Raw genomic sequence first — 26,549 nt, 5'->3', positions numbered from 1 at the left:
ATGATTCGCACACCAAGCGATGTCCTGACGCACGAGCGGCCCGCCGCACGGATGCGACGGGCCGCCCTGTGGTGCCGCTGGGTCGGACTACGGCGTCATGCCCCGACCTTGAGACAGCAGCTGGTGCGCCTGCGTCGCGAGCTCGCCGCGCACGAGCACCTCGTAGCTGCCGGCCTCCATGGTCTTGGTCGACGCGAAGTCGCGACGTCCCCGCAGGGCGGCATGCCCGACGAAGCCCCAGAGGGCACCCCAGAGGGCGCCGCCGCCCACGGCGATCAGCAGGATGCCGATGAAGGCGACGTTCGTGGCGAAGAGACCGAAGAGGAGACCGAGGAAGAGCCCGAACCAGGCACCTCCCCCGGCGCCGCGTGCAGCGGCCCCTCCCTTGGTGAGACGACCGGAGACGTTCTCGACGGTGCGGATGTCGTGACCCACGATGGAGACGCTCTCGACCGGGAACCCCTGATCCGAGAGCAGGTCGACCGCGGACTGCGCGTCTTCGTAGCGGGTGAACGTCGCGAGCGTCTGCGGGTGACCGGCGCCGGCGAACGCCCCGGTGCCGCGCGGACCGGGCGTGCCCTCGGTGGTCGTCGGACGCCCGGCGACGGGAGGGACGGCAGGGCCGGCGGGGGCGGATGAACCGGGCACCTGGGCCTGACCGGGCTGCGGCGTCGCCGGAGTCCGCCCGGGCTGCGGCTCGGAACCGGCCGCGGGCGTCGGCGCGTACTCACCGTAGGCCGGACGCGGACGAGTGTCGGGGGCGGGCGCGGTCACCTCGGGTCGCGCCTGGGGGTCCGGCTCGTGGGAGGCGGGGGTCGCGTTCGGTTCGGGTGTGCTGCCGGTGCCGGGCTGGTCGTTGCTCATGCATCAGTTCTACCGTCGCGCCCGGAGGCGTGGAGCGGATATGCAGAGCGCTCCCAGAAAGAGATCGGGGGCGATGCCGGCTGCGCAATGGTGACGCCGTGGTGAAACAACGAAAGGCACCCGCTGAGCGGATGCCTTTCGGTGTTGGTGGATCTGAGGGGACTCGAACCCCTGACCCCCTGCATGCCATGCAGGTGCGCTACCAGCTGCGCCACAGACCCATGTTCAGTTGTCTTGCTTGTCGTGCCCCTTGCGAAGCAACTCGTCAACCCTACTACAGAAATCGAGCGGTGCTGAACACGGCCCACTTTGACCACCGCCCGGCGCCTCCTCGGCCTGCTCCGCCCGTCGCGGATCCGGCCCGCGACATGCGAGAGGTGAACGACACGCCGCGATGCGGTGTCTCGTTCACCTCTCGGTGTTCGACGGGACGGGGCGCGTCACGCCTCGTTCTGAGCGGGCTCGGGCAACTCGATCGGGATCGTGGGGCAGTCGCTCCACAGACGCTCGAGCGAGTAGTACTGACGGTCTTCGTCGTGGAACACGTGCGCGACGATGTCGCCGAAGTCGAGGAGGATCCACCGGCCCTCGGCGCGACCCTCGCGACGGAGCGTCTTGACGCCGGCCTCGAGCATCTTGTCTTCGATCTCGCCGGCGATCGCGACGACGTTGCGCTCGCTTCGACCGGAGGCCAGCAGGAAGATGTCGGTCAGAGGCAGCGGCTCGGAGACGTCGAGCGCGACGAGGTCGTCGGCCTGCTTGTCGTCGGCGGCGCGGGCCGCGATCTGCAGGAGCTCGATGGCGCGAGGAGTGGCTGTCACGGATGCCTTACGTGTCGGTGGTGCGGAGGATGACGAGGGTCACTGACCCAGGATGCCCGTCGCGAAACCCGCGACGACCACACCGATGATACCTGCTCCGATGATGCCCCCGCCGATGCCGAGGAACAACGGCAGTCGACTCGACTTCGGCTGCGACGCCGCGAGCACGACGGCCCGGGTCGAGGTGTGGGTGCTGATGGCCCGACTGGCCCGCACGGGCACGGCGTCGGTCTCGGCGTTCTCGGCGTCGCCCTGCTCGAGGAGGCGGTCGATGTCGGCGTTGTCGACACGGGCCTGCGACCCCGTCGCGCCGAGGCTCCGCGGCAGGTCGATCGACCCGGTGATGATGATCTCGCCGGTCGCGTTGAGCGCCCCGGTGACGTCGGCGATCTGCTGATCGGTGAGGATCAGCGCGTTCGTCTGCCCGGTGTGCGTGCCGAGCGCGCGACCGGGAGCCGTCTCGTCGTCGGGCGCCGCGCTCTGACTCGTCCAGTGGCCGACGGGCGGCACGAGGCCGTTCGACTCGGGCGCCGACGCGGGGACGGTCGGGACGATCGGGCGCACAGCGGCGGGAGCCGCCGGCGCGGAGTCGTCGCGGCGTTCGAACGACGCGGGCCGCAGCGCGGGGGTCTGCCCCGAGGAGGCGCGGGTCGAGTCGTCGGCATCGCCGTCGGTCGCCCCGTCGACGGGCCCCGACGGGTTCTGACCGGCGGGCGTGGGGAGCGGGGACGAGTCGGCGACGGAGGAGTCGTGGTCGCCACCGACACCCGATGCGCCACCCGGCGCGATGAACTCGTCGACGGTGCTGAGCGCCTCGGAGAGGGGTCGGCGCGGCTCGGGCCCGGGAGCCTGGAGCGGCACGGGCTCGGCGGGCCGGCCCGACTGCGACTCGCGGAGCGCCCGCAGCTCGCGGCGTGTGAGTCCACGCTCGGGCGACGAGACGGAGCCGGGGGCCGGGACGGAGGCCGGTGCCTGGTCGGCTGACGACACGGGGTCGGGGGCCGACGCCGGCGCGACTGCGGGCTCGGGAGCCGAGTCCGGGCTGGCCGGGCTGGGAGCCGACGCGGGCTCAGGAGCCGATGCGGGCTCAGGAGCCGATGCGGGCGCCGCCGGACTCGGAGCCGACGAGGGCTCGGGAGCCGAGGCGGGCGTCGGCATCGACGCCGGAGCGGCGGTCTGAGACGACGACGGGGCGCCGACGGGGACGGCGCCGGTGATCGCCTGGCCCGCCTCGCGCGCACGCTCGAGGTCTCGAACCTGCCGTCGGGTGAGAGGCGGCTGGCCGTCGGACGAACTCATGCAACGCTCCGATACAGGTGGTGCTTGGAGATGTACTGGACGACCCCGTCGGGGACCAGGTACCAGACCGGGGAGTCTCGGGCGACCCGAGCGCGGCAGTCGGTCGACGAGATGGCCAGCGCGGGGACTTCGAGCAAGCTTACGTCGCTCTCGGGCAATCCGGAAACGGTGAGGTCGTGACCCGGCCGGGAGACCGCGACGAAGTGCGCGAGGTCCCAGAGCTCCTGGACGTCCTTCCAGTCGAGGATCTGCGCCACGGCGTCGGCGCCTGTGATGAAGAAGAGCTGCGCGTCGGGTCGCTGGGCCCGGACATCGCGCAGGGTGTCGATCGTGTAAGTGGGCCCGTGCCGGTCGATGTCGAGCCGGCTGACGGTGAACATCGGGTTCGACGCGGTCGCGATCACCGTCATGAGGTACCGGTGCTCGCCGTCGGTGACACCCGTCTTCATGTAGGGCTGACCCGTGGGGACGAACAGCACCTCGTCGAGGTCGAACGACGACGCCACCTCGCTGGCGGCGACGAGGTGGCCGTGGTGGATGGGGTCGAACGTGCCGCCCATGATGCCGACGCGGGGTCGACGGACCGACTCGGCCGCGCCTCCGCCCGACGACTCGTCACCGGTCGACGTCGCGCCCGACGACGACATCGGGCTGTCCGCCGCGACCATGGTGTCCGTCTCTCGCGTCAGTGCGATTCGGGGTGGCCGTATTCGTCGATGGGCCCGGCCTTGTGCTCCTGCGTCTTCGCCTTGCGGGGGCTTCGGTTCGCGACGTCGCGGTAGCTCCACACGACGTAGCCGAGGAACAGGAAGAAGACGCCGAACACCAGCGAGATCACGACCGGGGGCGCCAGCAGGGGCGCGAGTTCTTCGTGGGCCGCGGCGAGCAGTGTGACGTCGAGCATGGGTACTCCGTTTCGAGAGGACGATCCGGGACAGTCTAGCCGCGCACCTGGCCGCTGCCGCGCACGATCCATTTGGTGCTCGTCAGCTCGCCGAGTCCCATCGGCCCTCGGGCGTGCAGCTTCTGGGTCGAGATGCCCACCTCGGCGCCGAAGCCGAACTCGCCGCCGTCGGTGAACCGCGTCGAGGCGTTGACCATCACCACCGCGCTGTCGACCTCGGCCAGGAACCTCTCGGCGTTGGCGTGGTCGTTGGTGACGATGCTCTCGGTGTGACGCGTCGACCAGCGGTCGATGTGCGCCATGGCCGCGTCGAGGTCCGCGACGACGGCGACGGCGAGGTCGAGGCTCATGTACTCGGCCGCCCAGTCGTCGTCCGTCGCGGGCACGACGCCCGCGACGAGCCCCTGGGTCCGCTCGTCGCCGTGCACGGTGACGCCGGCCTCGTGCAGGGCGGCGACGATCGACGGCAGCAGCCGTTCGGCGGCGGACTCGTGCACGAGCAGGGTCTCGAGGGCGTTGCAGACGCTCGGCCGGCTCGTCTTGGCGTCGAGCACGATGTCGATGCTCATGGCGGCGTCGGCCGTCTCGTCGAGGAACACGTGCACCACACCGGCCCCGGTCTCGATGACGGGCACCGTCGAGCGTTCGACCACCGTGCTGATCAGCTGCGCGCTCCCCCGCGGGACGAGCACGTCGACCAGGCCGCGCGCCGTCATCAGCCAGCCGGCGCCGTCGCGTCCGAACTCGTCGACGGTGACGACCGAGTCGGCGGGGAGTCCCGACCCGACCAGCGCCTCCTGCACGATCTCGACGAGGGCCGCGTTCGTGTGCAGCGCCGCACTGCCGCCCCGGAGGACCGCCGCGTTGCCGCTCTTCAGCGCGAGGGCGGCGATGTCGACGGTGACGTTCGGCCGGGCCTCGTAGATGGCGCCGACGACCCCGAACGGGACGCGGACCTGATCGAGGCGGAGGCCGTTCGGCAGCACGCGCCCGCGCACGGTCTCGCCGATCGGGTCGACGAGGGTCGCGACGAGCTCGGTGGCCGCGGCGAGTGCCGCCAGCCGGTCGCCGTCGAGGCGGAGACGATCACGCAGCGACTCCGACAGACCGGCCTCGGCGGCCGCCTCGAGGTCGAGGGCGTTCGCGGCGACGATGCGAGGCTCGGCGGTCACGAGTGCACGGGCGATGGCCCGGAGGGCCGCGTTCTTCGCGTCGGCCGTCGCCGTGGCCAGCACGCCGGACGCGGACCGGGCCGCGGTCAGCTTGTCGACGAACGCGGGGGCGACGACTTCGGAGGGCGACATGCCCCTGATCTTACGGTTTCGCGGCCTCGAAGAACGTGCCGACGTCGTCGCCCGACAGCGCCCGCGAGACGTTCGCCGTCGAGGTCACGAGCACCGGGGTGCCCGCCTCGGCGGCGTAGCGCGCGGCGGCCACCTTGGTGCCCGCCCCGCCCGTGCCGACGCCCGCGGCGCCGACGTCTCCGAAGGTCACGCCGGTCAGCTGATCACCGAAGGGCACGTCGGTGATCTTCACCGCTCCGGGCTCGTGCGGCGGTCGGGTGTAGAGGGCGTCGACGTCGCTCAGCAGCACGAGGGCGTCGGCGGCGATCAGCTTCGAGACGAGGGCCGCGAGGCGGTCGTTGTCGCCGAAGCGGATCTCCTGGGTGGCGACGGTGTCGTTCTCGTTGACGATCGGCAGGATGCGAAGGTCGAGCAGGCGCGACATCGCCCTCTGGGCGTTGCTCCGGTGGGTCGGGTTCTGGATGTCGCCGGCCGTCAGCAGCACCTGTCCGGCGACGATCGAGTACCGCCGGAGGCTCTGCTGGTAGCGGTAGATCAAGACGTTCTGCCCGACGGCGGCCGCGGCCTGCTGGGTCGCGAGATCGGTCGGTCGCGAGTCGAGCCGCAGATGCGGCATGCCCGTGGCGATCGCCCCCGACGAGACGAGCACGATCTCCGCGCCCCGCCCGTAGGCGGCCGCGAGGGCGTCGACGAGCGGCTCGATCTGACCGGCGTTGTCGCCGCTGATCGACGACGAGCCGACCTTGACGACGATGCGCCGAGCCGACGCGATGCCGGCCCGGTCGGTCACCCGGGGGCCCTCACGGCGGTCCGCCGACGACGCCGTGTCGCTCATGCCTTGTCGTCGCCCTCTTTCACGAGGAAGCCCTCGTCGTCCGTCCAGATGCCCGACGCGCGCTCGCGCTGCAGCTCGGCGCGGGCCTCGGCCTTGGCGTCCATCCGCTCGAAGTACTCCTCGCGGCGCTGGTTGCGCGTCGGGCGGTCGTTCTTGATCAGACGCGGGTCGGTGCCGCGCGCGCTGGTCATCAGCTCGGCGGTCGACGTGAGGGTCGGCTCCCAGTCGAAGACGATGCCGCCCTCGGGCCCGATGACGACCGTCGAACCGGCCTGAGCGCCGGCCTTGAACAGGGCGTCCTCGACGCCGATCGTGTTGAGCCGGTCGGCCAGGTAGCCGACGGCCTCCTCGTTGTTGAAGTCGGTCTGCACCACCCAGCGCTGCGGCTTCTCGCCCAGGATGCGGTAGACGTTGCCGTACGTGCCGCCCTCGACCCGGATGACGAACGGCTTCTCGTTGACGGCGCGCGGTCGCATGACGAGCCGAGGAGGCGCGGGTCGGGCGGCGATCTCGGCCCGGCTGGTCTCGACCACCTCGGCCAGCGCGAACGAGAGGTTGCGGAGACCCTCGTGGCTCACCGCCGAGATCTCGAAGACCTTGTAGCCGCGCGCCTCGAGCTCGGGCGTGACGAAGTCGGCGAGCTCGCGGCCGTCGGGGACGTCGACCTTGTTCAGTGCGATCAGCTGCGGGCGCTCGAGCAGGGGCAGCTGCCCCTCGGGCACCGGGTACGCCTCGAGCTCACCGAGGATGATCTCGAGGTCGGTCAGCGGGTCGCGGCCGGGGTCGAGGGTCGCGCAGTCGAGCACGTGCAGCAGGGCCGAGCAGCGCTCGACGTGACGGAGGAACTCGAGACCGAGCCCCTTGCCCTCGCTCGCGCCCTCGATGAGACCGGGGACGTCGGCGACGGTGTAGCGCGTCTCGCCCGACTCGACCACGCCGAGGTTCGGGTGCAGCGTCGTGAACGGGTAGTCGGCGATCTTGGGCTTCGCCGCCGAGAGCGCGGCCACGAGGCTCGACTTGCCGGCCGACGGGTAGCCCACCAGCGCGATGTCGGCCACGACCTTGAGCTCGAGCAGCACGTCGCCCTGCCAGCCGGGCGTGCCGAGCAGCGCGAAGCCGGGGGCCTTGCGCTTGGTCGACGACAGCGCCGCGTTGCCGAGGCCACCGATGCCGCCCTGCGCGGCGACGAAGCGCATGCCGGGCTCGACCATGTCGATCAGCTCGGTGCCGTCTTCGGACTTGACCACCGTTCCGACCGGCACGGTCAGCTCGAGCAGCTCGCCGTTCGTGCCGCTTCGGTGGTCGCCCATGCCGAAGCCGCCGTTCTCGCTCGAACGGTGCGGCGCGCGGTGGAAGCCGAGCAGCGTCGTGACGCCGGTGTCGCTGACCAGCACGATGTCGCCGCCGTGCCCGCCGTTGCCGCCGTCGGGGCCGGCGAGGGGTTTGAACTTCTCGCGCTTGACGGAGACGCAGCCGTTGCCGCCGTTGCCGGCGCGGAGGTGCAGGGTGACGTGGTCGACGAATGTGGCCATGGGTGTGCAGTCATTTCAGTTCTCGGGGGCCGGGGATGGACTCCCGGGTCGAACACGTATGGGCGAGCAACGCTCGCCCATACGGTGTGTCGCAGCTGGTGCCGCGCCTCGCGGAGGAGGCTCAGGCGCCGGCGACGATGTTGACGACCTTGCGGCCGCCCTTGTTGCCGAACTCGACGGAGCCGGGTGCGAGGGCGAAGAGGGTGCCGTCGCCGCCGCGGCCGACGTTGGCGCCGGGGTGGAAGTGGGTGCCGCGCTGGCGGACGATGATCTCGCCGGCGAGGACGACCTGGCCGCCGAAGCGCTTCACGCCGAGGCGCTGAGCGTTCGAGTCGCGTCCGTTACGGGTGGACGATGCGCCCTTCTTGTGTGCCATCTGCGGGGCCCCTTACTTGATCGAGGTGATCTTGACGCGGGTGAGGTCGGCACGGAAGCCCATGCGACGCTTGTACCCGGTCTTGTTCTTGTAGTTCTGGATGACGATCTTCGGGCCGCGCAGATCGCCGAGGACCTCGGCGGTCACCGTGATCTTCGACAGGGCGTCGGCGGTCGAGAGGATCGTGTCGCCGTCGACGTGGAGGACCGGGGCGAGGGTGATGCTGTCGCCGGTGTCGGCCTTCAGTCGATCGAGGGTGACGATCGTGCCGACCTCGACCTTCTCTTGCCGACCACCGGCGCGCACGACTGCGTAGACCATGTGTGTTCCTTAATGTCTCAGGGGATGTACGAGGGACCGCCTCGTCGCACGGTTCGTGCGGTGGCGGACGGCGGAGCCTGAGCCCGGCGGCCGTTCGTCGCGGAGGGCCGACGACGTGGTCGTGGGCCGATGCGTACCAACCGCTTAGATTACACGGCGGTTTCGGCCGCCGTCAACGCACTCGGACTACCGTGTGCCTGTGACCATCTTGATCGACGACCCCGTGTGGCCGGCCCACGACACCGTCTGGGCCCACCTCGTCAGCGACGAGTCGTACGACGAGCTGCACCGCTTCGCCGCCGCGAACGGCATCCCCCGGCGCGGCTTCGACCACGATCACTACGACGTCCCCCTCTCGCGCTGCGCCGACCTGATCGAGGCGGGCGCCCGTCCGATCAGCGGTCTCGAGCTCGCCCGGCGCCTCGAGAGCAGCGGGCTGCGTGTGTCCCAGCGCGTCAAGCGGGGCCTGACCGCCTGAGGGACCGACGGCCCGACCGACCCGGTCACCAGGCGGTGGAGTGCCCCGCGAAGCTCGCCACCACGCCGCCCGTCGAGATGTCGACGATGGTCGTCGTCACGGTGGTCGGCACGGGATCGATGGTGTAGCTGAAGTCGGTCTCCGCCGTCGCCTCGGCCGTCTCGACCGCGAGGTACTGCCCGTTGGGCGAGACGGAGAAGCCCTCGATGGTCGTCCCGACGGCCGACGGCTCGTACAGGGCCCGCGCCTCCTTCAGGTCGTCGACGACCACGAGGTTGCGATACGAGCTCCCGTCGGCGGCCGGGACCGCGACCTGCTGCACGTAGGTCGTCTCGCCCACGGCGACCAGCTCGCCGCGGAACGGCGTGCCGCCCTCGACCGCCGAGAACGGGATCGGCGTCTGCTCACCCGTGTCGAGGTCGACCCGCGACGACTGCAGCGCCGTCGCCGCCACGAAGGTGCCGCCGTCGAGCGCGACGCCCTGCAGCGAGACGAAGGTGCCGTAGGGCCGAGGAGGCGCGGCGCCGGTCAGATCGAACGCCGCGACGGTCTCGTCCGCCGACTGGACCACGACCGTGGCCCGGCCCGGCACGAAGAACCAGTCGAGCACGGTGATGGGCTCGCCGGCGATGGACTGCACCGGGGTCACGGCGCGCTGGCCCTGGAGGGGCAGCGTGTACAGGGTGTCGGTCTCGGAGCCCTGCGGCCGCCACGAGAAGGCGATCGTCGTCGAGGCGGCGTCCGCGCCGAAGCGGGTGATCAGCCCCGGGCCGTCGGGCAGCGGAAGGGTCTCCACCGCCACCCCGTCGGGAGAGACCAGGCTGAGCGTCGAGGTGGTGCCGTCGTCGGTCACGACCGCGACCGCCGTGTCGAAGACCTCGAAGGCCTGGATGCGCGCGGCCTGATAGACGACGGTGCGATCGGCGCCGCCGGTCAGCGGGGCCCGCTCGATGCGGTCGTCGGCGCCGTCCGCCCCGTGGACGATGCGATAGGTCTGGGCCGCCGCGGTGCTGAAGGTCGTCGTCAGGGTCGACGGCTGGGCCTGGTAGACGCTCGAGACGCCGTCGACCGTCACGGTGTACTCGGTGCCGTATCTCAGCCGGTCGGTGAACTGCACCGCGATGACGTCGCCCGAGGTCGAGACGGTGTGCGGCGCGGCCGGAGACACCTCGACCTGGTCGGCGTCGACGTGGGCCAGCACCTGGTTGGCGAACAGGCGCAGCTGCTGACCCGACTGCGCCACCACGGCGGTCTCGTCGATCTGCGTCTCGGTCAGCTTCGGACCCTGCAGGTGGGTCAGGACGCCGAAGATCGTGCAGACGACCGCGAGCACGATCACGACGGCGACGAATCGACGCCCCTGCCGTCGCGAGAGGTCGGCCTGGTCGAGACCGGCGCCCTCGTCGTGGGCCCGCTCGCGCTCCGCCGACCAGCGGTCAGTAGAGGTAGGGGTCACGCGGTTGGCCGACCTTCTCGAGTTCGTCGGGCACGAGGGCGATCGGGTCGTCGGTCGCACCGCTCTGGTTCGCCTGGAATCCGCCGGAGACGTCGATCCAGTCGTCGGCGTCGACCTGCTCGCGCCAGTCGGGGAGGTACACGGGCACGCCCACGGGCTGCGCGTCGACGGCGCAGCAGGTGATGATGAACCGCGACACGTAGAACACGTCGGGGTCGTCGCCCGACGGCACGACGAAGCCGACCAGGTCGGCGGTCTTGCCCTGGTAGAACGAGAGATCGGTGGTCTGCCGCAGCAGACCGGCCCAGTCGAGGATCGAGAACGACGCGTAGGTCTCGTCGGAGGCGCCCGTCGCGTCGTCGACGCTGGTGCCGTCGAGCGCGGCGGTCGACGAGTTCACGTCGCGCTGCCCGGCCGTGGCGCTGGTGAGGGTCGCCGGGGGCAGGGCGACGAGGGCGACGGCCATGACGATCGTCACGAGCGCGCCCGCGCCGACGGCGATGCCGCGGGCCGCAGCGCGACCACGCCGTGGCCGGCGGGGGCGCAGGGCGGCCGCGGGGTCGGCGTCGTGGTCGTGCCCACCCGGGTGGTCGTGATCGTGGTCGTCGTCACCCCGGGCGGGGGCGAGCGCGAGCACGCCGATCGACAGCACCATGCCGATGGCGATCATGATGACCGTGAAGACGACGTACCGCGGGTGGATGTACAGGATGAGCTGCCCCGTGGCCGCGAGCCACAGGGTCGCCACGCCCACGACGAGGGTCAGGAGCACGCCCTGCCATCGGTCGGCCAGACGAGCCGGAGAGCGTCGCAGGGACGGGAGTCGATCACGCAAGGAAGTTCACCACCAGTCCGATGGCGGCGCTGGTGAGCGCCACCACGAGGGTCAATTGGGCCAGGACGCGGGGCCGGTACGTCGTCCGCAGCAGCGCGAGCATCTTGACGTCGATGATCGGCCCGAAGACGAGGAACGCGGCGATGCCGCCCGGCATGAAGGTCGAGGCGAAGGGCAGGACGAAGAAGGCGTCGACGTTGGAGCAGATCGAGATCACGAAGGCCAGCAGCATCATGGCCAGCACCGACCAGACGGGGTTGCTGCCGAGGGTGACGAGCACCGAGCGCGGCACCGCCGTCTGGATGGCCCCCGCGATCGCCGCCCCGATGAAGAGCGCCGGCATCATGGTCGACATCTCGCGACGGAACAGGTCGACGCTCTGCGACAGGCGGCTCACCCCGTGACCGTGGTCGTCGGCGACGGCGCACTCGGCCGCGAACGACGAGGTCAGGAGGCTCTCGGGATCGGGGTGCTTGCTGAACAGCCAGCCGATCAGGTTCGCGATCACGAAACCGCCGACGAGACGTGCGACGAGGATCCCGCCGTCCCAGCCGAACGCCTGGTGGGTGGTGATGATCGTGATCGGGTTGAGGATCGGCGCCGCGAGGAGGAAGGTCATCGACTCGGACACCGTGAAGCCCTTGAGCACGAGACCACGGGCCAGGGGCACGTTGCCGCATTCGCAGACGGGCAGGAACATCCCGAGGAACGAGATGACCGCCCGACGCGGCAGCGGACGCTTCGGCAGCCACGACGTGAAGAACGCCTGAGGCAGCCAGACCTGCACGACGATCGACAGGACGATGCCGAGCAGCACGAACGGCATGGACTCGACGATGACCGAGATCGTGAGCGTGACGAAGTCCTGCAGGGTGTTCGGCAGGAGGCCGGGGCCGAGGGCCGGTGTGACCAGGCGGATGGCGACGAGGACGAGCGCGACGGCCGCGCCGACGGCGAGCAGACGGCTGCGTGGAGAGCGGCGACGACGGACCGGACCGTCGACCGTGTGGTCGACGAGATGGCGTTCGCGGAGAGGCGCCGTCACCGGCCGGACTCGTCACGGGCGGGCGGAGGCGCGTAGCGCGTCCAGTCGTCGGACGAAGGAGGCGCGGTGGGCGCGGCCGGGACGACCCGCCCCGGTGCGGACCCGTCGACGGGCAGGGCCGGCTCGGCACGAGCGGCCGCCGATCGATCGACGTCGACGTCCGTCTCGTGGTCGGTCGCGAGGGCGTCGCCCTCGCCGTCGCGCGACGGGGATGCGGGGTCTCCCCCACGCAGCCACGACCGGGCCAGCACTCCGCCGAGCACGAGAACGGCCGTGTCGACCACGCCCGCCGACAGCGGGATGGTCGTCAGGTACAGGGCCAGATTGACCCAGGTGCCGCCCTCCCGCGACAGCGCCACGCCCGGCGCGACGCCCACCAGGATGAGCGCGGCCGTGCCGGCGAGACCGGCGACGAGCGTGCTGCGCAGCACGACGTCGAGGCCGTCGCGCGCCCTGATCGGCCGCACGAGCACGAGGACGGCGAAGGCGGCCAGGTAGAACGGGAACGGGTAGAGGACGAAGCCGCCGAGGAACTGCCCCACGGGGGTCGCCGCGAAACCGCTCGGGAAGGCCGTCGCCGAGAAGCCGATGGCCGACCCGACGAGGGCGAGCAGACCGAGTGCGAAACGGACGACGAGCAGCACGCCGAGAGCGGCCGCGGCGATGAGGAACGACTCGCGGCCCTCGGCGCTGCGGGTCGAGACGACGACAGCCCGGAACCTCGACCTGACGGTCGGGGTTCCGGGCTGGGTCGGAGTCACGCAGACACCCTAGACGACTCAGAGGTCGTCGGAGCTGACACCCACTCCGAGGATGAACGGGCCCGACTCGGTCGGCGCGGCGGTCGGCGCCGACGCCGGTGCCGTGCCCGAGCTGGAGGCGCGGCGCGAACGACCGCGCCCCTGGCCGGGCTGCTTCGGCTCGGGCAGCGCGCCGAGGACGGAGTCGAGCAGCTGCTCGGCGTCGTCCTTGCTGATCCGACGCGGCTCGCGTCGGGTCGTCGCGACCGGGATGTCGAGGATCGCGACGGTCGCGTCGGGCGTCGACACCGTGGCCCGCGACCGGCGGGGCTCGGTGCTGCGCTCGACCTTGTCGGCGGCGGGGGCCTGGGGCTCGGGCGCCGTGGTGGGCGGCACGACGACCGTGGCGCGGACGGTGCTGTCGACCTCGACGATCGGCGACGAGCCGGCGTCGGTCGAGGCCTCGTCGGGCGAGGCTGCGGCGGTCGACTCGGAGGTCGTCGCCTCGTCGCGGGACGACGCGCGTCCGCCGCGTCGACCCTTGCGGGCGCCTCGACCGCGCTTCGGCTCGTCGCCCGAGGTCGACGAGTCGTCGGTGGACGACTCGTCGTCGGCCGGCGGCGTGACCGCCGCGGAGGCCGCTGCGTCGATCGCGGCCTCGACGGCCGCAGCCGCCTCCGTCGCGGAGTCGGTGCTGCGGTCGCCGTCCTCGGCGTGGGCGATGGTCGACGCCGCGATGCGCGAAAGGGCGTTCTTGACGTCCTCGGTGATGGCGTGCGTGCCCGTCGAGGGCCCGGACGCCGCCGGCGCAGCCGAGCCGCCACGACCCGCGGCGCCGCCGTTGCCCTGGTTCTGGCCGCCGCCACCCGACTTGGCGGGCTGCGCCGCGCCTCCTCGGCGACGCTGCTGGTCGTTCTTGCCCCGGCCCTGCGGCTGCTGCTCCTGGACGCGAGCGGCGCTGCCGGCCTCGGAGAACGACTCGGCCAGACCGAGGCCCAGCTTCTTGCGCGTCATCTGGACGAGACCCAGCGAGGTGACCTCGGCCACCTGGTGCTTCGTGCGGTCGCGGCTCAGGCACTCGACCAGTCGACGCAGCACGAGGTCGCGGTTCGATTCGAGCACCATGTCGATGAAGTCGACGACGATGATCCCGCCGATGTCGCGCAGACGCAGCTGGCGGACGATCTCTTCGGCCGCCTCGAGGTTGTTCTTCGTGACCGTCTCTTCGAGGTTGCCGCCCGAGCCCACGAACTTGCCGGTGTTGACGTCGACGACGGTCATGGCCTCGGTGCGGTCGATGACGAGCGAGCCGCCGGAGGGCAGCCAGACCTTGCGGTCGAGCGCCTTCTCGATCTGCTCGTTGAGGCGGTACTCGTCGAAGGCGTCCTTCTCGCCCTCGTAGCGCTTGACGCGGTCCATCAGGTCGGGCGCGACCGCCGCGAGGTACGACTGCAGGGTGTCGAACGCCTCGTCGCCGTCGATGACCATCTCGTGGAAGTCCTCGTTGAAGACGTCGCGGACGATCTTGATCAGCAGGTCGGGCTCGGAGTGCAGCTGGTTCGGCGCGTTGCCGACCTCGACCTTCTTCTCGATGTCGGCCCACTGGTTCAGCAGGCGCTTGACGTCGAGGGTCAGCTGCTCTTCGGTGGCGCCCTCGGCGGCGGTGCGCACGATGACGCCGGTGTTCTCCGGCAGGGCCTCTTTGAGGATCTTCTTCAGGCGGGCGCGCTCGGTGTCGGGCAGCTTGCGGCTGATGCCGTTCATCGAGCCGTTGGGCACGTAGACGAGGTAACGGCCGGGCAGCGAGATCTGGCTGGTGAGGCGGGCGCCCTTGTGGCCGACCGGGTCTTTGGTGACCTGGACGAGCACGCGGTCGCCGGGCTTGAGGGCGAGCTCGATGCGGCGGGGCTGGTTGCCGTTCGAGAGGCTGTCCCAGTCGACCTCGCCGGAGTAGAGCACGGCGTTGCGCCCGCGTCCGATGTCGACGAACGCGGCCTCCATCGAGGGGAGCACGTTCTGCACGCGTCCGAGGTAGACGTTGCCGATCAGCGACACGTTCTGCGCCTTGGCGACGTAGTGCTCGGCGAGCGTGCCGTCCTCCATCACGCCGATCTCGATGCGGTCGCCCGACGAGCGGACGATCATCTTGCGGTCGACGGACTCGCGACGGGCGAGGAACTCGGCCTCGGTGATGACCGTGCGGCGGCGACCGGCGTCGCGACCATCGCGGCGACGCTGCTTCTTGGCCTCGAGACGGGTCGAGCCCTTGATGCGCTGCGGCTCGGTGATGAGCTCGGCCTGGCGCTGCGGGCGCTCGCGCGGGGCGCGGTCGGACTGCTGACGCTGCTCGGAGTCGCGCTCCTCGCGGTCGTGCGAGCGGCCACGCGACCGGCGGCGCGAACTCGGCTGCTGCGGCTCGTCGTCGCCGTCGTAGCCGTCGTCGTCGGACTCGTCCGCGTCGTCGTAGCCGTCGTAGCCCTCGTCGTCGCGATCGGACCGACGTCGACCGGGTCGGGCCGGCAGCGGCACGATCTCGGGGGCGTGGAAGATCAGGCTGGTGGTCGTCAGCTGCGCCGGGATGGGCGACGACGGGGCCTCTTCGCTCTGGCGCACCGCCTCCGCCGCGGCGACGGCCGCGTCGGCCCGCTCGACCGGGGTGGTCTCGGTGGGGTCGTCGACCGCGGTCGGGTCGACCAGCGACTCGATCGGGGTGTCGGTCGTGGTCTCGGGCTGAGTGGTCGCCGGCTGCACCGGGACCTCGTTCTCGTTGGTCACGGCTGATGCCTCCTGGGCGTCGTCTCGTCGGGTGGTCCGGAGGGTGCTGTCGTCGGCGGGCGGCGAGGCCGCCAGGGCGCGTCGCTCCACCGGTGCGGCGGCCTGGCGGGCGCGGAGCCCGCTGAACAGGCCGCGTCGCTTCTTCGGACCGGTCTCGTTGCTGGTGTCGTCTCTGTTGTTCACCACGGGTGGTGCGCTCCTCGCCCCGCCGAGGTCGAGCCGTCGGCGGGTGGTCTCATGTCGTGATCGAGCGGCGCCCTGCGCCTGCCCCGGTCACCGCGTCCTCTCACGACGCGCGGTGTCGGTCACGCGGCGTTCGGTCACGGGGCCGATCGTCTCTGCGATCGCGGCCGTCGTGTCGTTCGTCGTCGTGCGGTTCTTCGTTGCTGTTCGGAACTGGCCATCCGACGAGGGGCGACTGCGCCCCGGCCCGGTTTCCGTCGCACCCGCACGATCGCCCCGGAGGGGATCGCGGGGTCGACACGGCCCGGCAAGTCTCGATCGCGAGGCTGTCACCCTGCGACTGAAGCGATTATCGCATGCTCAGCCCGTGACCACCCATCGGAGCGTGGAATGATTCCCGATGTGACGACCTCGCAGACCCCACCGCGCACCCTCCCCACCGACCGGACGCCCGTCGTGACGGCCGTCCTGCTGATCGTCGCAGGCGTCGTCGGACTGATGGGCGCCTTCGCCCTGACGCTCGACAAGTTCCGCCTGCTCGAGAACCCGACCGAGGCGCTCGGCTGCGACGTCAACCCCTTCGTCGGCTGCTCCCCCGTCATCGAGAGCGCCCAGGCGTCGCTGTTCGGGTTCCCCAACCCGATCATCGGCCTGATCGGCTTCGTCGCCCCGATCGCGGTCGGCGTCGCCCTGCTCGCCGGTGCGCGGTTCGCCCGCTGGTTCTGGATCGCCTTCACGGCCGGCACGTTCCTGGCGTGGGTCTTCATCACCTGGCTCTTCACCCAGACGGTCTTCGTCATCGGCGCGCTCTGCCCCTGGTGCATGCTCGTCTGGTCGGTGACCATCCCGCTCTTCTGGATCACGACGGTGTGGGGTCTGGCCCGTGGCGTCACCGCTCCGACGGGCAGCGGCGTGCAGAGGGCCGCAGCGCGCCTCCTGCCGTACTCGTGGGTGCTGCCCGCCCTGAACTACATCGTCGTCGCGACGGTGATCGTGGTGCAGTTCCCCCTGCTGCTGTCGACGCTCTTCTGACGCGCTCCGCTCTCAGCCTCCTCTTCGACGCGCGAGCGAGACTCGCCGGTACCCGAACGAGAATCGAGGAGCGATGACGCCGTCACCCGGCACCGGAGACACCAAGCGCGAGCGTCGTGACGCCGCGCGCGAGAAGGCGCGGATCACCCGCGAGACCGAGGCGAGACGCCGCCGCCGCAACAAGTGGTTCGCCCAGGGCGGTCTGGTCGTCGGGGTCCTCGCCGTCATCGGGGTCATCGCCCTGGTGATCACCCGGTCGCTCGCGCCCGCCGGCCCCGGTCCGCTCAACATGGCGAGCGACGGCCTCGTCCTCTCGGGCGACGGCACGAGCGTCTCGGCCGCCACGACCGACGCGCTCGCGGCCGACGCCGAGCCCGTCGCCTCGACGGCGGGCACGGCCGAGAAGCCGAGCATCGTCGTCTACCTCGACTACCTGTGCCCCTACTGCGGTCAGTTCGACACCGCCAACGCCGAGCAACTGACGACCTGGGTCTCGCAGGGCGACGTCGACCTCGAGATCCACCCCCTGGGGTTCCTCGACAACGCCTCGCTCGGCACCAAGTACTCGACCCGGTCGGCCAACGCGTTCGCCTGCGTCGCGAACTACGACCCCGACGCCGCGCTCGACGTCAACACGGCCCTCTTCGCGCAGCAGCCCGCCGAGAACACCAGCGGGCTGACCGACGCCGAGCTGGTGTCGCTGGTCGAGGGGGCCGGCGCCGACGACCCGGGCATCGCCGGCTGCATCACCGGCGGCGAGTTCGACGACTGGGTCGCCTCGGCCACCGAGCGGGCGCTGAACGACCCGCTGCCGAACTCCGACGAGCCGAAGGTGACGGGCACCCCGACCATCCTCGTCAACGGGCAGAAGTACGGCGGGTCGCTGACCGACCCGACCGTCTTCGCGCAGTTCGTCGCCGAGGTCGCGAGCGGCGCCTCCACGGCGGACACCTCGACCGGCGGCACGGAGTCGACGGCCACGCCGACCCCCTGACCACCGCACCCGGCACGGACGACGGGCCCGCGCCTCCTCGATCAGGAGGCGCGGGCCCGTCCGTTCACGCTCGGTGCGTTCTCGGGGTCGTCAGAACCAGAGCGCCAGCTCGCGCGCGGCCGACTCGGCCGAGTCGCCGCCGTGCACGAGGTTCTGCTGCACCTTGAGGCCCCAGTCGCGGCCGAGGTCGCCGCGGATGGTGCCGGGTGCTGCGGTGGTCGGGTCGGTGGTGCCCGCCAGCGAGCGGAAGCCGGCGATGACCGAGTTGCCGGCGACGCGGATCGCGACGGTGGGTCCGCTCTGCATGAACTCGACGAGGGGCTCGTAGAACGGCTTGCCGACGTGCTCCTCGTAGTGGGCGGCGAGCAGGTCGCGGTCGGCCTGCACGAGTCGGATGTCGACGAGGGCGTAGCCCTTCGCCTCGATGCGGCGGAGGATCTCGCCGGTCAGGCCGCGGGCCACGCCGTCGGGCTTGACGAGGACGAGGGTTTCTTCGAGGGCGGTCACAGGTGCTCCTTCATGTCGGGGACGGGGGAAGTCGAGGGGGTCGGGCCGCTGGGTCGCGGCCGAGGGGCGAGGGCCGAGGAGGCGCGGGTCAGGCCGGCCCGGCGGGGTCGCCGTAGCGCGCCGCGTTCAGCCGGTCGAGCTGCGTGCCCTTCACCAGGCAGTACGTCCACAGGGCGACGAACACGCCCGCTACGACGTACATGACCGGGTCGAGCAGCCCGCAGGCGATGAGACCCGCCTGCACGATCCAGCCGAGCACGATGCCCCAGCGGTGGCGCAGCACGCGCGAGACGAGCAGCATGACGACGATGGCGGCCAGACCGCCGCCGAAGGCGACGCCCGTGGGCAGCAGATCGCGGCCGTTGACCACGAGCATGACGAAGAACATCGACATGGCCTCGAGCACCAGCACGATCGAGAGCAGGCTCTCGGCCGCACCGCGTCGGCGGCGGGCACGACCCGGGGCGGGGGCGCCCTCGTCGGGAGGCGGCACCGTGGTCATGAGAGCCCCTCCGGGCCCTGTGCGAGCGCTAGGACGTCTCCGACCAGGGTGATCGACCCCGTCACGACGACGCCGCCGGGGCGGTCGCCCTCGGTCTCGTCGGCGAGGTCGCGGGCGGTGCGGAGCGCGGCCGCGAGGTCGGTCTCGACGACGACCCGGTCGGCGCCGACGACCTTGACGGCGACGGCCGCGAGCTCGTCGGCGGGGACGGACCGGTCGGAGTCGGACTGGGTGACCACGAACTGCTGCACCGTGCCCGCCAGCGCCCGGATGATGCCGGTCGCGTCCTTGTCGGTCAGCACGGCGAGGACGGCGACGACGCGACCGAACGGGAAGTACGCCTCGATCGCCTTGGCGAGGGCTCGGGCGCCGTGGGGGTTGTGAGCCGCGTCGACCAGGATGGTCGGATCGTTGGCGACGATCTGCAGTCGACCCGGCGAGGTCACCTGGGCGAGCCCGTCGGAGAGCACGTCGAGGTCGAGCGCCTGGCTGCCGCTGCCGAGGAACGACTCGACCGCCGCGACGGCGACGGCGGCGTTCTGAGCCTGGTGGTCGCCGAAGAGCGGCAGCACGAGGTCGGGGTACCGCCCCGCGAGACCGCGGATCGACACGACCTGTCCGCCGACGGCCACGGTCGTCGACTCGACGCCGAAACCGACGCCCTCGACGGCCAGCGTCGACTCGGTCAGTTCGACCGCGCGCTCGAGCTCGGCCAGGACCTCGGGCACCTGCGAGGCGCTGACCACCGACGCGGAGGGCTTGACGATGCCCGACTTGGTGCGGGCGATGGCCTCGACCGTCGAGCCGAGCCGGTTCTGGTGGTCGAGCGCGATGGGCGTGAAGACGGCCACCTGACCGTCCGCCACGTTCGTGCTGTCCCACTCGCCGCCCATGCCCACCTCGAGCACGACGACGTCCGCCGGCGCGTCGGCGAAGCAGGCGAACGCGAGCACCGTGAGCGCCTCGAAGAACGTCAGCGCCTGGTCGCCGGCGGCGCCGAGCTCGGCGTCGACCATGGCGAGATAGGGCTGGATGTCGTCCCAGTTGGCGACGAGACGCTCGTCGCTGATCGGCTCGCCGTCGATCATGATGCGCTCGTTCAGCCGGACGAGGTGCGGGCTGGTCAGCAGTCCGGTGCGCAGACCGTACGAGCGGAGGATGCTCTCGATCATCCGCGAGGTCGACGTCTTGCCGTTCGTGCCCGTGATGTGGATCACCGGGTAGGCGCGCTGCGGGTCGCCGAGCAGCTCGGCGGCCCGGCGGGTCGCACCGAGCCGGGGCTCGGGCGCCTGCTCGCCGACCCGCGCGAGCAGCTCGTCGTGGACGCGCGCGGCCTCGGCGGCGAACTCGCCGCCGTCGTCGGCGGGCTCGGGGTTCTTGCTCTTCTTCGGGGTCATGCGCGTCGCACCTCCACGGTCACGGCCGAGCCCGCGCCGACGGCGACGGCGTCGACGCGGTCGGCGAGGTCGCTCCGTCGGTCGATCACGAGCTCGGTGGTCAGGGTCTCGGCCTGGATCAGGTCGCGATGGGTCTCGACGGCGTCGGCCCCGGCGTCGTCGACGCCCAGGGTCGTCACCACGCGGTCGCTCACGTCGAGCCCGGTGTTCTTCCGGGCCTGCTGCACGGCGCGGACGACGTCGCGGGCGAGCCCCTCCGCCTCGAGCTCGGGCGTCGTCGCGGTGTCGAGCAGCACGAAGCCGCCGTCGCCGACGAAGCCGATGGCCGCGGCCGCGTCGGCGACCGCCAGCTCGAGCGTGAACTCGCCCGGCAGCAGTTCGATGCCGCCCACGACGACGTTCTCGCCGACGGGCTGCCAGTCGCCCTTCTTGGCGGCCGGGATGACCTGCTGCACCTGCTTGCCGATGCGGGGGCCCGCGGCGCGGGCGTTGACCGTCAGCTTGCGGGTCACGCCGTAGTCGCCGAGGCTCTCTTCGGTCAGGGGGGTGAGCACGACCGACTTGACGTTCAGCTCGTCCCGGAGGATCGACGCGAACGGCTCGAGGGCGGCCGGGTCGGGTGCCACCACCGTGAGACGCGCGAGAGGCAGACGCACCCGCAGACCGGTCGACTTGCGGAGAGCGAGACCCGACGAGGCGATCTCGCGCACCGAGTCCATGGCCTCGACCAGGGCGTCGTCGGCCGGGAACGCCGACGCGTCGGGCCAGTCGGTCAGGTGCACGCTGCGACCCCCGGTGAGACCCTTCCAGATCTCCTCCGCGACCAGCGGGGCCAGGGGCGCGGCCACCCGGGTGACCGTCTCGAGCACCGTGTACAGCGTGTCGAACGCGTCGTGGTCGTCGCCCGACCAGAAGCGGTCGCGCGAGCGGCGCACGTACCAGTTGGTCAGCACGTCGGCGAAGTCGCGGAGCGCCGCCGCCGCGAGAGGCGAGTCGAGCGCGTCCAGGTGCCGCTCGACGTCGGTGACGAGGAGGCGCGTCTTCGCGAGCAGGTAGCGGTCGAGCACGTCGCGCGAGTCGGTGCGCCACTTCGCGACGTAGCCGTCGGCGACGTGGCGACCCGCGCCTCCTGAACCGTCGGCGTCGGCCGCGTTCGCGTAGAGGGTGAAGAAGTAGTAGGTGCTCCAGAGCGGGAGGAGGAACTGCCGGACGCCCTCGCGGATGCCCTCTTCGGTCACGACGAGATTGCCGCCGCGGATCACCGAGCTCGACATCAGGAACCACCGCATGGCGTCGGCGCCGTCGCGATCGAAGACCTCGTTGACGTCGGGGTAGTTGCGGAGGCTCTTCGACATCTTCTGACCGTCGGAGCCGAGCACGATGCCGTGGCTGATGACCTTCGAGAAGGCGGGCCGATCGAAGAGCGCCGTCGACAGCGCGTGCATCACGTAGAACCAGCCGCGCGTCTGGCCGATGTACTCGACCACGAAGTCGGCCGGGGCGTGCGTCTCGAACCAGCTCTGATTCTCGAACGGGTAGTGCACCTGCGCGAAGGGCATCGAGCCCGAGTCGAACCAGACGTCGAAGACGTCGTCGATGCGACGCATCGTGCTCTGACCGGTGGGGTCGTCGGGGTTCGGACGGGTGAGGTCGTCGATGTAGGGGCGGTGCAGATCGGGCTCGCCCTGCTCGTTGAGCGGCAGACGACCGAAGTCGGCCTCGAGCTCGGCGAACGAGCCGTAGACGTCCACCCGGGGGTGGGCCGGGTCGTCGCTCTTCCAGACCGGGATGGGCGAGCCCCAGTAGCGGTTGCGCGAGATCGACCAGTCGCGGGCGCCGCCCACCCACTTGCCGAACTGACCGTCCTTGACGTTCTCGGGCACCCAGGTGATCTGCTGGTTGAGCTCGCTCATGCGGTCGCGGAACTCGGTCACGCGGACGAACCAGCTCGACACGGCCTTGTAGATGAGCGGGTTGCGGCAGCGCCAGCAGTGCGGGTAGCTGTGCTCGTAGCTCGCGAGACGGACGAGGCGGCCGTCGGCACGGAGACGCTGCACGAGGGTCTTGTTGGCGTCGAACACCTGCTGACCCGCGACGCCGAGCTCGTCGAACAGCGGCAGGAACCGGCCCGCGTCGTCGACGGAGACCAGCACGGGGATGCCGGCGGCGGCGCAGACCTGCTGGTCGTCCTCGCCGTAGGCGGGCGCCTGATGCACGATGCCCGTGCCCTCGCCGGTCGCGACGTAGTCGGCGACGAGCACGCGCCAGGCGTTCTCGGTGCCGTAGGTCTCGGTGTCGGCGTAGACGTCCCAGATGCGGTCGTACTCGACGCCCTCGAGCTCGGCCCCGGCGAAGGTCGCGCTGACGGCGGCCTGGGCGGCCTCGGGCGAGTCGTAGCCGAGGTCGCGCGAGTAGGCGGCGAGGGTGTCGGCCGCGAGCAGGAACACGCTGCCGGTCAGCAGCTGCTGGTCGCCGGTGCGCTCGCCGGGCAGAAGGGCGTGGGGCACGGTCACGTAGTCGATCGACGGGCCGACCGCGAGGGCCATGTTCGTCGGGAGGGTCCAGGGGGTCGTCGTCCAGGCGAGCGCCTCGACGCCGGTCAGCCCGAGAGCCTCGGCCTTCGCCCCGACGAGGGGGAACGAGACCGTGACCGTCTGGTCTTGACGCATCTTGTAGACGTCGTCGTCCATCCGCAGCTCGTGGTTCGACAGCGGCGTCTGGTCGTGCCAGCAATAGGGCAGCACCCGGAAGCCCTCGTAGGCCAGCGACTTCTCGTGCAGCTGCTTGAAGGCCCAGATCACGCTCTCCATGAAGGTGGAGTCGAGGGTCTTGTAGTCGTCGTCGAAGTCGACCCAGCGCGCCTGGCGGGTCACGTAGCCCTGCCACTCGTCGGTGTACTTCAGCACCGAGCTGCGGGCGGCCGCGTTGAAGGCGCCGATGCCCATGTCGTCGATCTCGTGCTTCTCGGTGATGCCGAGCTGCCGCATCGCCTCGAGCTCGGCGGGCAGACCGTGGGTGTCCCAGCCGAAGCGACGGTGCACCTGCTTGCCGCGCATCGTCTGGTACCTCGGGAACACGTCTTTGGCGTAGCCCGTCAGGAGGTGGCCGTAGTGCGGCAGCCCGTTGGCGAAGGGCGGGCCGTCGTAGAAGACCCACTCGTCGCAGCCCTCGCGGGCGCGGATCGACTCGCGGAAGGTGTCGTCGCCCTTCCAGAACGCGAGGATCCCCTGTTCGACGTCGGGGAATCGGGGCGATGCGGGTACCGGCTGGTAGGCCATGGGAACTCCAGGTGGTGCGGATGTCCGTTCACGAGGACGCCTGCCGAGGGTTCTCGGTCGGCGCGGTACCACCCCGCTTGCCGCCCCTGCGGGCGACCGCTCTGCTGCGGCTGTGACGGGCCTGCCCCGCTCGGGTCTACTGACGCCTCGTGCCCTGACGGGCCGGTCGACGCGTTCTGCCGAGAGCTCCCCGGTGATGGCCGGATCACAGCGGGTCCATCGTACAAGGCGAGGAGGCGCGGCGCGATCATCTGCAGAGAGTGCAGAATCGAGATCATGACCGCCGAGAGCACCGCCGACCCCCAGAGCACCGCGCAGCCCGAGGGGACGGCGAAGCCGGAGAGCTTCACCACCGTGCTGGTCGCGTTCGTGGCGAACCTGCTGATCGCCGTCGCGAAGACGGTGGCGGCTCTTCTCACGGGGTCGGCCTCGATGGTGGCCGAGTCGGCGCACTCGTGGGCCGACACTGGCAACGAGGTGTTCCTCTTCATCGCCGACAAGCGCGGGGTGAGGCGACGCGACGCCTCGCACCCTCTCGGCTACGGCAAGGAGACCTACGTCTGGTCGATGTTCGCGGCCTTCGGGCTCTTCACGGTCGGCGCCGTCGTCTCGATCCAGCACGGCATCTCGCAGCTGGGCGCCGCCGAGGCGGCCGAGAACTACCTGGTCAACTACATCGTGCTCGGAGTGGCCTTCGTGCTCGAGGGCACCTCCTTCTTGCAGGCCCTCCGTCAGGCCCGAGGCAGCGCTCGCGACCGCAGCCAGCCGACCCTCCGGTTCGTGCTGCGCAGCTCGAACCCGACGTTGCGCGCCGTCTTCGCCGAGGACGCCGCTGCGCTCGTCGGCCTGGTGATCGCGTTCCTCGGCATCCTCCTGCACCAGATCACCGGTTCAGCAGTGTTCGACGCCGTCGGCTCGATCGCGGTGGGCGTGCTGCTCGGGGTCGTCGCCCTCGTGCTGGTCGACCGCAACAGGAGGTTCCTGGTCGGCGAGAGCCCGAGCGACGAGCTCGAGTCGATCGTGCTCGCGCGTCTGCTCGACCGCCCCGAGATCGCCCGGGTGACCTACCTGCACACCGAGTTCGTCGGTCCGGGGCGTCTCTACCTGGTCGCGGCGGTCGACATGTCGGGCGACGAGACGGAGGGGCACGTCGCCGTGGCCCTCCGTCGCGTCGAGCGGGAGCTCGAGGAGCACGACGCGGTCGAGGAGGCGGTGCTCACCCTGTCGACGCCCGACGAGCCGAGCCTCCTGCCGATCAGCTGAGGCGACGCGTTCGGCGACGGGCGTATCCGACGGCGACGAGACCGAGACCGATCACGACCAGCGCAGCGACCGACAGCGGGCCCGATCCCTCGGCGCCCGTGTAGGCCAGTGCCGACGTGCCGGAGGTCGAGGAGGTGCCCACGACGGCCGTCGGGGCGACCAGGGTGAAGGTCACGACGTTGCTCGGACCCGACATGAACGATTGGTCGGGGTTGTCGAACAGCGTGAAGACGGCGAACGAGTAGGTGCCCGGCTTCAGGCTCTCCGTCATGGACCAGGTACCGTCGGCCCCGACGATCGTCGGGTCGATGCCCGCGATGAGCGGCTCGAACTCCCCTTCGCCGCCGCCTTCCCCTTCGCCCCGGGCCGCCGCCGCGTAGCGGTCGATCGCGGCGCGCCCCTCGGGGAAGAACCCGTAGAGGGCGATGACCGTGCCCGGGGTGCCCGTGCCCGCGATGGTGAAGACCTGCGAGCCGTCGTGCCCCTGGCTGCGATCGGGCCGACCGACCACCGTGCCGCCCTGCGCGGGCGAGGTGACGACCGGAGCCGCGGGCAGGAGATCGACGCGACGGAGCACGCTCACGACGACCGAGGCCTCACGGGACGGGAGCGTGGTCGCGAAGCCGTCCGCATCGAACGCGCCCTGACGTGCGGAGATGCTCCACTGGCCGTAGGGCATGAAGACCTCGTCGCTCCACGTCCCGTCGGCGGCCACCACCGGCGGCTCGTCGTCGTATCCCCAGGGAGTCGCCGGGACGATCGCGAGCAGGTCGATGTCGATGACTGAGCCGGGCGTGCCCGTTCCGGTCACGTCGATCGCACCCGTCTCGTAGTCCCCCGACTCGTAAGGTCGTCCCTCGACGCGGCCGCCCTCGCCGGGCGTGGAGATCGTCGGTGCGGAGCTCGTGGGGAGCCCGGCGACGACGAACTCGCGATCGATGGTGCCGAGGTCGACCCCGTCCGCACCCGAGACCTGCAGCACGACGGTGTACGTGACCGCCGCCGTGGATCCGTCGAGGGAGATCGCTTCGGAGAACGCTCCGTCGGCGACCTGCGACAGGCCGCTCTGTCCGTCGGAGACGCTCCAGCGGACCGTGCTCCCCGTCGGCACCGACGCCTCGAGGCGGACGCCGGCGGAGGTCAGCCGCTGTCCGACCAGGGGGCTGGTCACGGTGAAGCCGGGGGCCGCGGCGGCTTCGACGGCCGGCGGAGCGGCCGGCGAGGGGGATGCGGACGGGTTCGCGACGACGTCCGAGCCGGGCGCCGTGGGCTCGACCGCGACGGGAGTCTCCACGGGAGCGCCGGAGCCGGGCTGATCGGCGGGGACATCCTCGACCGGTGCCTCGCCGGGTACCGGCGCGCCGTCGACGGGGTCGGCTCCGACGGTCGGCGCCGGAGACGCGGCCTCGTCGGCAGCGGTCCCGTCGACGACCGTCCCGTCGACGACCGTCCCGTCGGCGGGTCGCGCGAGCCCGACGCTCTGCTCCGTCGGGGCCGGAGCAGCGGAGGCCGCGGGCACGCCGATCAGGAGTCCCCCCAGGGCGATGACGACGGCGGTCGGCAGCGCGACGGCGGCCGACAGGGTGTTCTTCATGGTGATCTCTCTCGCGTGGGCCGAGCTCGACGCGGTGCTCTCGACCCACCCCCGGGCCCCGCGAGACGGCCTCAAGTCGACCGTGTGACCTCACCGTACGGAGTCGAGGCGGCCGGTCGTGCGGCCGTGATCGTTTCGTCACCCGATGTCATCCGAACGATTGAGGTTCCGTCATCTCGACGGACGACACCGGGCCTCCGATGGTGTGGCGAGC

24 protein-coding genes and 1 tRNA gene are annotated in these 26,549 nt (G+C 71.2%); 4 read left to right on the top strand and 21 right to left on the bottom strand.

Annotated features, from left to right (window positions below):
• Window positions 1–87 precede the first annotated feature (87 nt).
• From IFT51_RS15060 to rplU, 11 genes are all read right to left on the bottom strand, one after another.
• On the bottom strand, window positions 88–864 hold the full coding sequence (locus IFT51_RS15060; RefSeq protein WP_244636932.1) for a general stress protein: 777 nt from the start codon (window positions 862–864) through the stop codon (window positions 88–90).
• A gap of 145 nt (window positions 865–1,009) precedes the next feature.
• A tRNA-Ala gene (locus tag IFT51_RS05630) sits at window positions 1,010–1,085 on the bottom strand.
• A 219-nt stretch (window positions 1,086–1,304) separates the two neighbouring features.
• Entirely contained in the window at window positions 1,305–1,685 is a 381-nt protein-coding gene (gene rsfS / locus IFT51_RS05625) for a ribosome silencing factor (protein WP_192060030.1), read from the bottom strand.
• A gap of 39 nt (window positions 1,686–1,724) precedes the next feature.
• Entirely contained in the window at window positions 1,725–2,984 is a 1,260-nt protein-coding gene (locus IFT51_RS05620) for a hypothetical protein (protein ID WP_192060028.1), read from the bottom strand.
• Complete coding sequence (nadD, locus tag IFT51_RS05615; RefSeq protein WP_192060204.1) at window positions 2,981–3,631, bottom strand: nicotinate-nucleotide adenylyltransferase; 651 nt, start codon at window positions 3,629–3,631, stop codon at window positions 2,981–2,983. Before nadD ends, IFT51_RS05620 begins: the two co-directional genes overlap by 4 nt.
• A 38-nt stretch (window positions 3,632–3,669) precedes the next feature.
• Window positions 3,670–3,888 (bottom strand): hypothetical protein, encoded by a 219-nt coding sequence (locus tag IFT51_RS05610; protein ID WP_192060026.1) that lies wholly within the window; start codon window positions 3,886–3,888, stop codon window positions 3,670–3,672.
• 35 nt (window positions 3,889–3,923) lie between these two features.
• Window positions 3,924–5,192: a glutamate-5-semialdehyde dehydrogenase gene (locus IFT51_RS05605; protein WP_192060024.1), complete on the bottom strand. Its 1,269-nt coding sequence runs from the start codon at window positions 5,190–5,192 to the stop codon at window positions 3,924–3,926.
• A 10-nt stretch (window positions 5,193–5,202) separates the two neighbouring features.
• On the bottom strand, window positions 5,203–6,027 hold the full coding sequence (proB, locus tag IFT51_RS05600; protein ID WP_192060021.1) for a glutamate 5-kinase: 825 nt from the start codon (window positions 6,025–6,027) through the stop codon (window positions 5,203–5,205).
• Window positions 6,024–7,559 carry a GTPase ObgE gene (gene obgE, locus IFT51_RS05595; protein ID WP_192060019.1) on the bottom strand — a complete coding sequence of 512 codons (1,536 nt, stop codon included), beginning with the start codon at window positions 7,557–7,559 and terminating at the stop codon, window positions 6,024–6,026. The genes proB and obgE overlap by 4 nt, the downstream gene beginning before the upstream one ends.
• A gap of 121 nt (window positions 7,560–7,680) precedes the next feature.
• Window positions 7,681–7,935, bottom strand: coding sequence for a 50S ribosomal protein L27 (gene rpmA / locus IFT51_RS05590; RefSeq protein WP_192060017.1), 255 nt, complete (start codon window positions 7,933–7,935; stop codon window positions 7,681–7,683).
• Between the two features lie 12 nt (window positions 7,936–7,947).
• Window positions 7,948–8,256, bottom strand: a complete 309-nt coding sequence (gene rplU / locus IFT51_RS05585) for a 50S ribosomal protein L21 (RefSeq protein WP_192060015.1) — start codon at window positions 8,254–8,256, stop codon at window positions 7,948–7,950.
• 199 nt (window positions 8,257–8,455) lie between these two features.
• Here rplU and IFT51_RS05580 point away from each other — a divergent pair, with 199 nt between their 5' ends.
• Window positions 8,456–8,734, top strand: a complete 279-nt coding sequence (locus tag IFT51_RS05580; RefSeq protein ID WP_192060013.1) for a DUF4031 domain-containing protein — start codon at window positions 8,456–8,458, stop codon at window positions 8,732–8,734.
• Window positions 8,735–8,759: 25 nt separating this feature from the next.
• Here the strand turns inward: IFT51_RS05580 and IFT51_RS05575 are convergent, their stop codons facing one another.
• From IFT51_RS05575 to IFT51_RS05555, 5 genes are read right to left on the bottom strand one after another with little or no spacing between them, the layout of a single operon-like run.
• Window positions 8,760–10,190: a hypothetical protein gene (locus tag IFT51_RS05575; protein WP_192060011.1), complete on the bottom strand. Its 1,431-nt coding sequence runs from the start codon at window positions 10,188–10,190 to the stop codon at window positions 8,760–8,762.
• Window positions 10,171–10,962, bottom strand: coding sequence for a TIGR03943 family protein (locus tag IFT51_RS05570; protein WP_371740700.1), 792 nt, complete (start codon window positions 10,960–10,962; stop codon window positions 10,171–10,173). Before IFT51_RS05570 ends, IFT51_RS05575 begins: the two co-directional genes overlap by 20 nt.
• Window positions 10,963–11,017: 55 nt before the next feature.
• Entirely contained in the window at window positions 11,018–12,070 is a 1,053-nt protein-coding gene (locus IFT51_RS05565; protein WP_192060009.1) for a permease, read from the bottom strand.
• Window positions 12,067–12,831 carry a hypothetical protein gene (locus IFT51_RS05560; RefSeq protein WP_192060007.1) on the bottom strand — a complete coding sequence of 255 codons (765 nt, stop codon included), beginning with the start codon at window positions 12,829–12,831 and terminating at the stop codon, window positions 12,067–12,069. The genes IFT51_RS05565 and IFT51_RS05560 overlap by 4 nt, the downstream gene beginning before the upstream one ends.
• Window positions 12,832–12,849: 18 nt before the next feature.
• Window positions 12,850–15,771, bottom strand: coding sequence for an Rne/Rng family ribonuclease (locus tag IFT51_RS05555; protein ID WP_371740699.1), 2,922 nt, complete (start codon window positions 15,769–15,771; stop codon window positions 12,850–12,852).
• Between the two features lie 399 nt (window positions 15,772–16,170).
• Between IFT51_RS05555 and IFT51_RS05550 the strand changes: the two genes are divergently transcribed.
• Both IFT51_RS05550 and IFT51_RS05545 read left to right on the top strand, forming a co-directional pair.
• Entirely contained in the window at window positions 16,171–16,800 is a 630-nt protein-coding gene (locus tag IFT51_RS05550) for a vitamin K epoxide reductase family protein (protein WP_371740698.1), read from the top strand.
• Window positions 16,801–16,873: 73 nt separating this feature from the next.
• On the top strand, window positions 16,874–17,794 hold the full coding sequence (locus IFT51_RS05545; protein WP_192060002.1) for a thioredoxin domain-containing protein: 921 nt from the start codon (window positions 16,874–16,876) through the stop codon (window positions 17,792–17,794).
• A gap of 90 nt (window positions 17,795–17,884) precedes the next feature.
• Here the strand turns inward: IFT51_RS05545 and ndk are convergent, their stop codons facing one another.
• The 4 genes from ndk to ileS all read right to left on the bottom strand — a co-directional run bounded on the left by ndk (window position 17,885) and on the right by ileS (window position 23,478).
• Complete coding sequence (gene ndk, locus IFT51_RS05540) at window positions 17,885–18,301, bottom strand: nucleoside-diphosphate kinase (protein WP_192060000.1); 417 nt, start codon at window positions 18,299–18,301, stop codon at window positions 17,885–17,887.
• Between the two features lie 88 nt (window positions 18,302–18,389).
• Complete coding sequence (locus IFT51_RS05535) at window positions 18,390–18,803, bottom strand: DUF4233 domain-containing protein (protein WP_192059998.1); 414 nt, start codon at window positions 18,801–18,803, stop codon at window positions 18,390–18,392.
• A complete protein-coding gene (locus tag IFT51_RS05530; protein ID WP_192059996.1) occupies window positions 18,800–20,200 on the bottom strand; it encodes a folylpolyglutamate synthase/dihydrofolate synthase family protein in 1,401 nt (466 codons plus the stop codon). Before IFT51_RS05530 ends, IFT51_RS05535 begins: the two co-directional genes overlap by 4 nt.
• Complete coding sequence (gene ileS, locus IFT51_RS05525; RefSeq protein ID WP_192059994.1) at window positions 20,197–23,478, bottom strand: isoleucine--tRNA ligase; 3,282 nt, start codon at window positions 23,476–23,478, stop codon at window positions 20,197–20,199. Before ileS ends, IFT51_RS05530 begins: the two co-directional genes overlap by 4 nt.
• Window positions 23,479–23,754: 276 nt before the next feature.
• Here ileS and IFT51_RS05520 point away from each other — a divergent pair, with 276 nt between their 5' ends.
• Complete coding sequence (locus IFT51_RS05520) at window positions 23,755–24,741, top strand: cation diffusion facilitator family transporter (protein ID WP_192059992.1); 987 nt, start codon at window positions 23,755–23,757, stop codon at window positions 24,739–24,741.
• Here the strand turns inward: IFT51_RS05520 and IFT51_RS05515 are convergent.
• Window positions 24,734–26,335, bottom strand: a complete 1,602-nt coding sequence (locus IFT51_RS05515; protein ID WP_192059990.1) for a hypothetical protein — start codon at window positions 26,333–26,335, stop codon at window positions 24,734–24,736. The genes IFT51_RS05520 and IFT51_RS05515 overlap by 8 nt on opposite strands.
• Between the last annotated feature and the right edge of the window lie 214 nt (window positions 26,336–26,549).

Source organism: Frigoribacterium sp. CFBP 13712, assembly GCF_014842255.1.
GTDB lineage: Bacteria > Actinomycetota > Actinomycetes > Actinomycetales > Microbacteriaceae > Frigoribacterium.
The sequence above is the reverse complement of the archived record's forward strand: the minus strand, read 5'-3'. Positions and strand labels throughout refer to the sequence as shown.

What these genes read in the sequence shown, in the direction of transcription:
- IFT51_RS15060 (WP_244636932.1), bottom strand. Translation starts at nt 864, where the DNA reads ATGAGCAACGACCAGCCCGGCACCGGCAGCACACCCGAACCGAACGCG.
- IFT51_RS05620 (WP_192060028.1), bottom strand. Translation starts at nt 2,984, where the DNA reads ATGAGTTCGTCCGACGGCCAGCCGCCTCTCACCCGACGGCAGGTTCGA.
- nadD (WP_192060204.1), bottom strand. Translation starts at nt 3,631, where the DNA reads ATGTCGTCGTCGGGCGCGACGTCGACCGGTGACGAGTCGTCGGGCGGA.
- IFT51_RS05610 (WP_192060026.1), bottom strand. Translation starts at nt 3,888, where the DNA reads ATGCTCGACGTCACACTGCTCGCCGCGGCCCACGAAGAACTCGCGCCC.
- IFT51_RS05605 (WP_192060024.1), bottom strand. Translation starts at nt 5,192, where the DNA reads ATGTCGCCCTCCGAAGTCGTCGCCCCCGCGTTCGTCGACAAGCTGACC.
- proB (WP_192060021.1), bottom strand. Translation starts at nt 6,027, where the DNA reads ATGAGCGACACGGCGTCGTCGGCGGACCGCCGTGAGGGCCCCCGGGTG.
- obgE (WP_192060019.1), bottom strand. Translation starts at nt 7,559, where the DNA reads ATGGCCACATTCGTCGACCACGTCACCCTGCACCTCCGCGCCGGCAAC.
- rpmA (WP_192060017.1), bottom strand. Translation starts at nt 7,935, where the DNA reads ATGGCACACAAGAAGGGCGCATCGTCCACCCGTAACGGACGCGACTCG.
- rplU (WP_192060015.1), bottom strand. Translation starts at nt 8,256, where the DNA reads ATGGTCTACGCAGTCGTGCGCGCCGGTGGTCGGCAAGAGAAGGTCGAG.
- IFT51_RS05545 (WP_192060002.1), top strand. Translation starts at nt 16,874, where the DNA reads ATGACGCCGTCACCCGGCACCGGAGACACCAAGCGCGAGCGTCGTGAC.
- IFT51_RS05535 (WP_192059998.1), bottom strand. Translation starts at nt 18,803, where the DNA reads ATGACCACGGTGCCGCCTCCCGACGAGGGCGCCCCCGCCCCGGGTCGT.
- IFT51_RS05530 (WP_192059996.1), bottom strand. Translation starts at nt 20,200, where the DNA reads ATGACCCCGAAGAAGAGCAAGAACCCCGAGCCCGCCGACGACGGCGGC.
- ileS (WP_192059994.1), bottom strand. Translation starts at nt 23,478, where the DNA reads ATGGCCTACCAGCCGGTACCCGCATCGCCCCGATTCCCCGACGTCGAA.
- IFT51_RS05520 (WP_192059992.1), top strand. Translation starts at nt 23,755, where the DNA reads ATGACCGCCGAGAGCACCGCCGACCCCCAGAGCACCGCGCAGCCCGAG.
- IFT51_RS05515 (WP_192059990.1), bottom strand. Translation starts at nt 26,335, where the DNA reads ATGAAGAACACCCTGTCGGCCGCCGTCGCGCTGCCGACCGCCGTCGTC.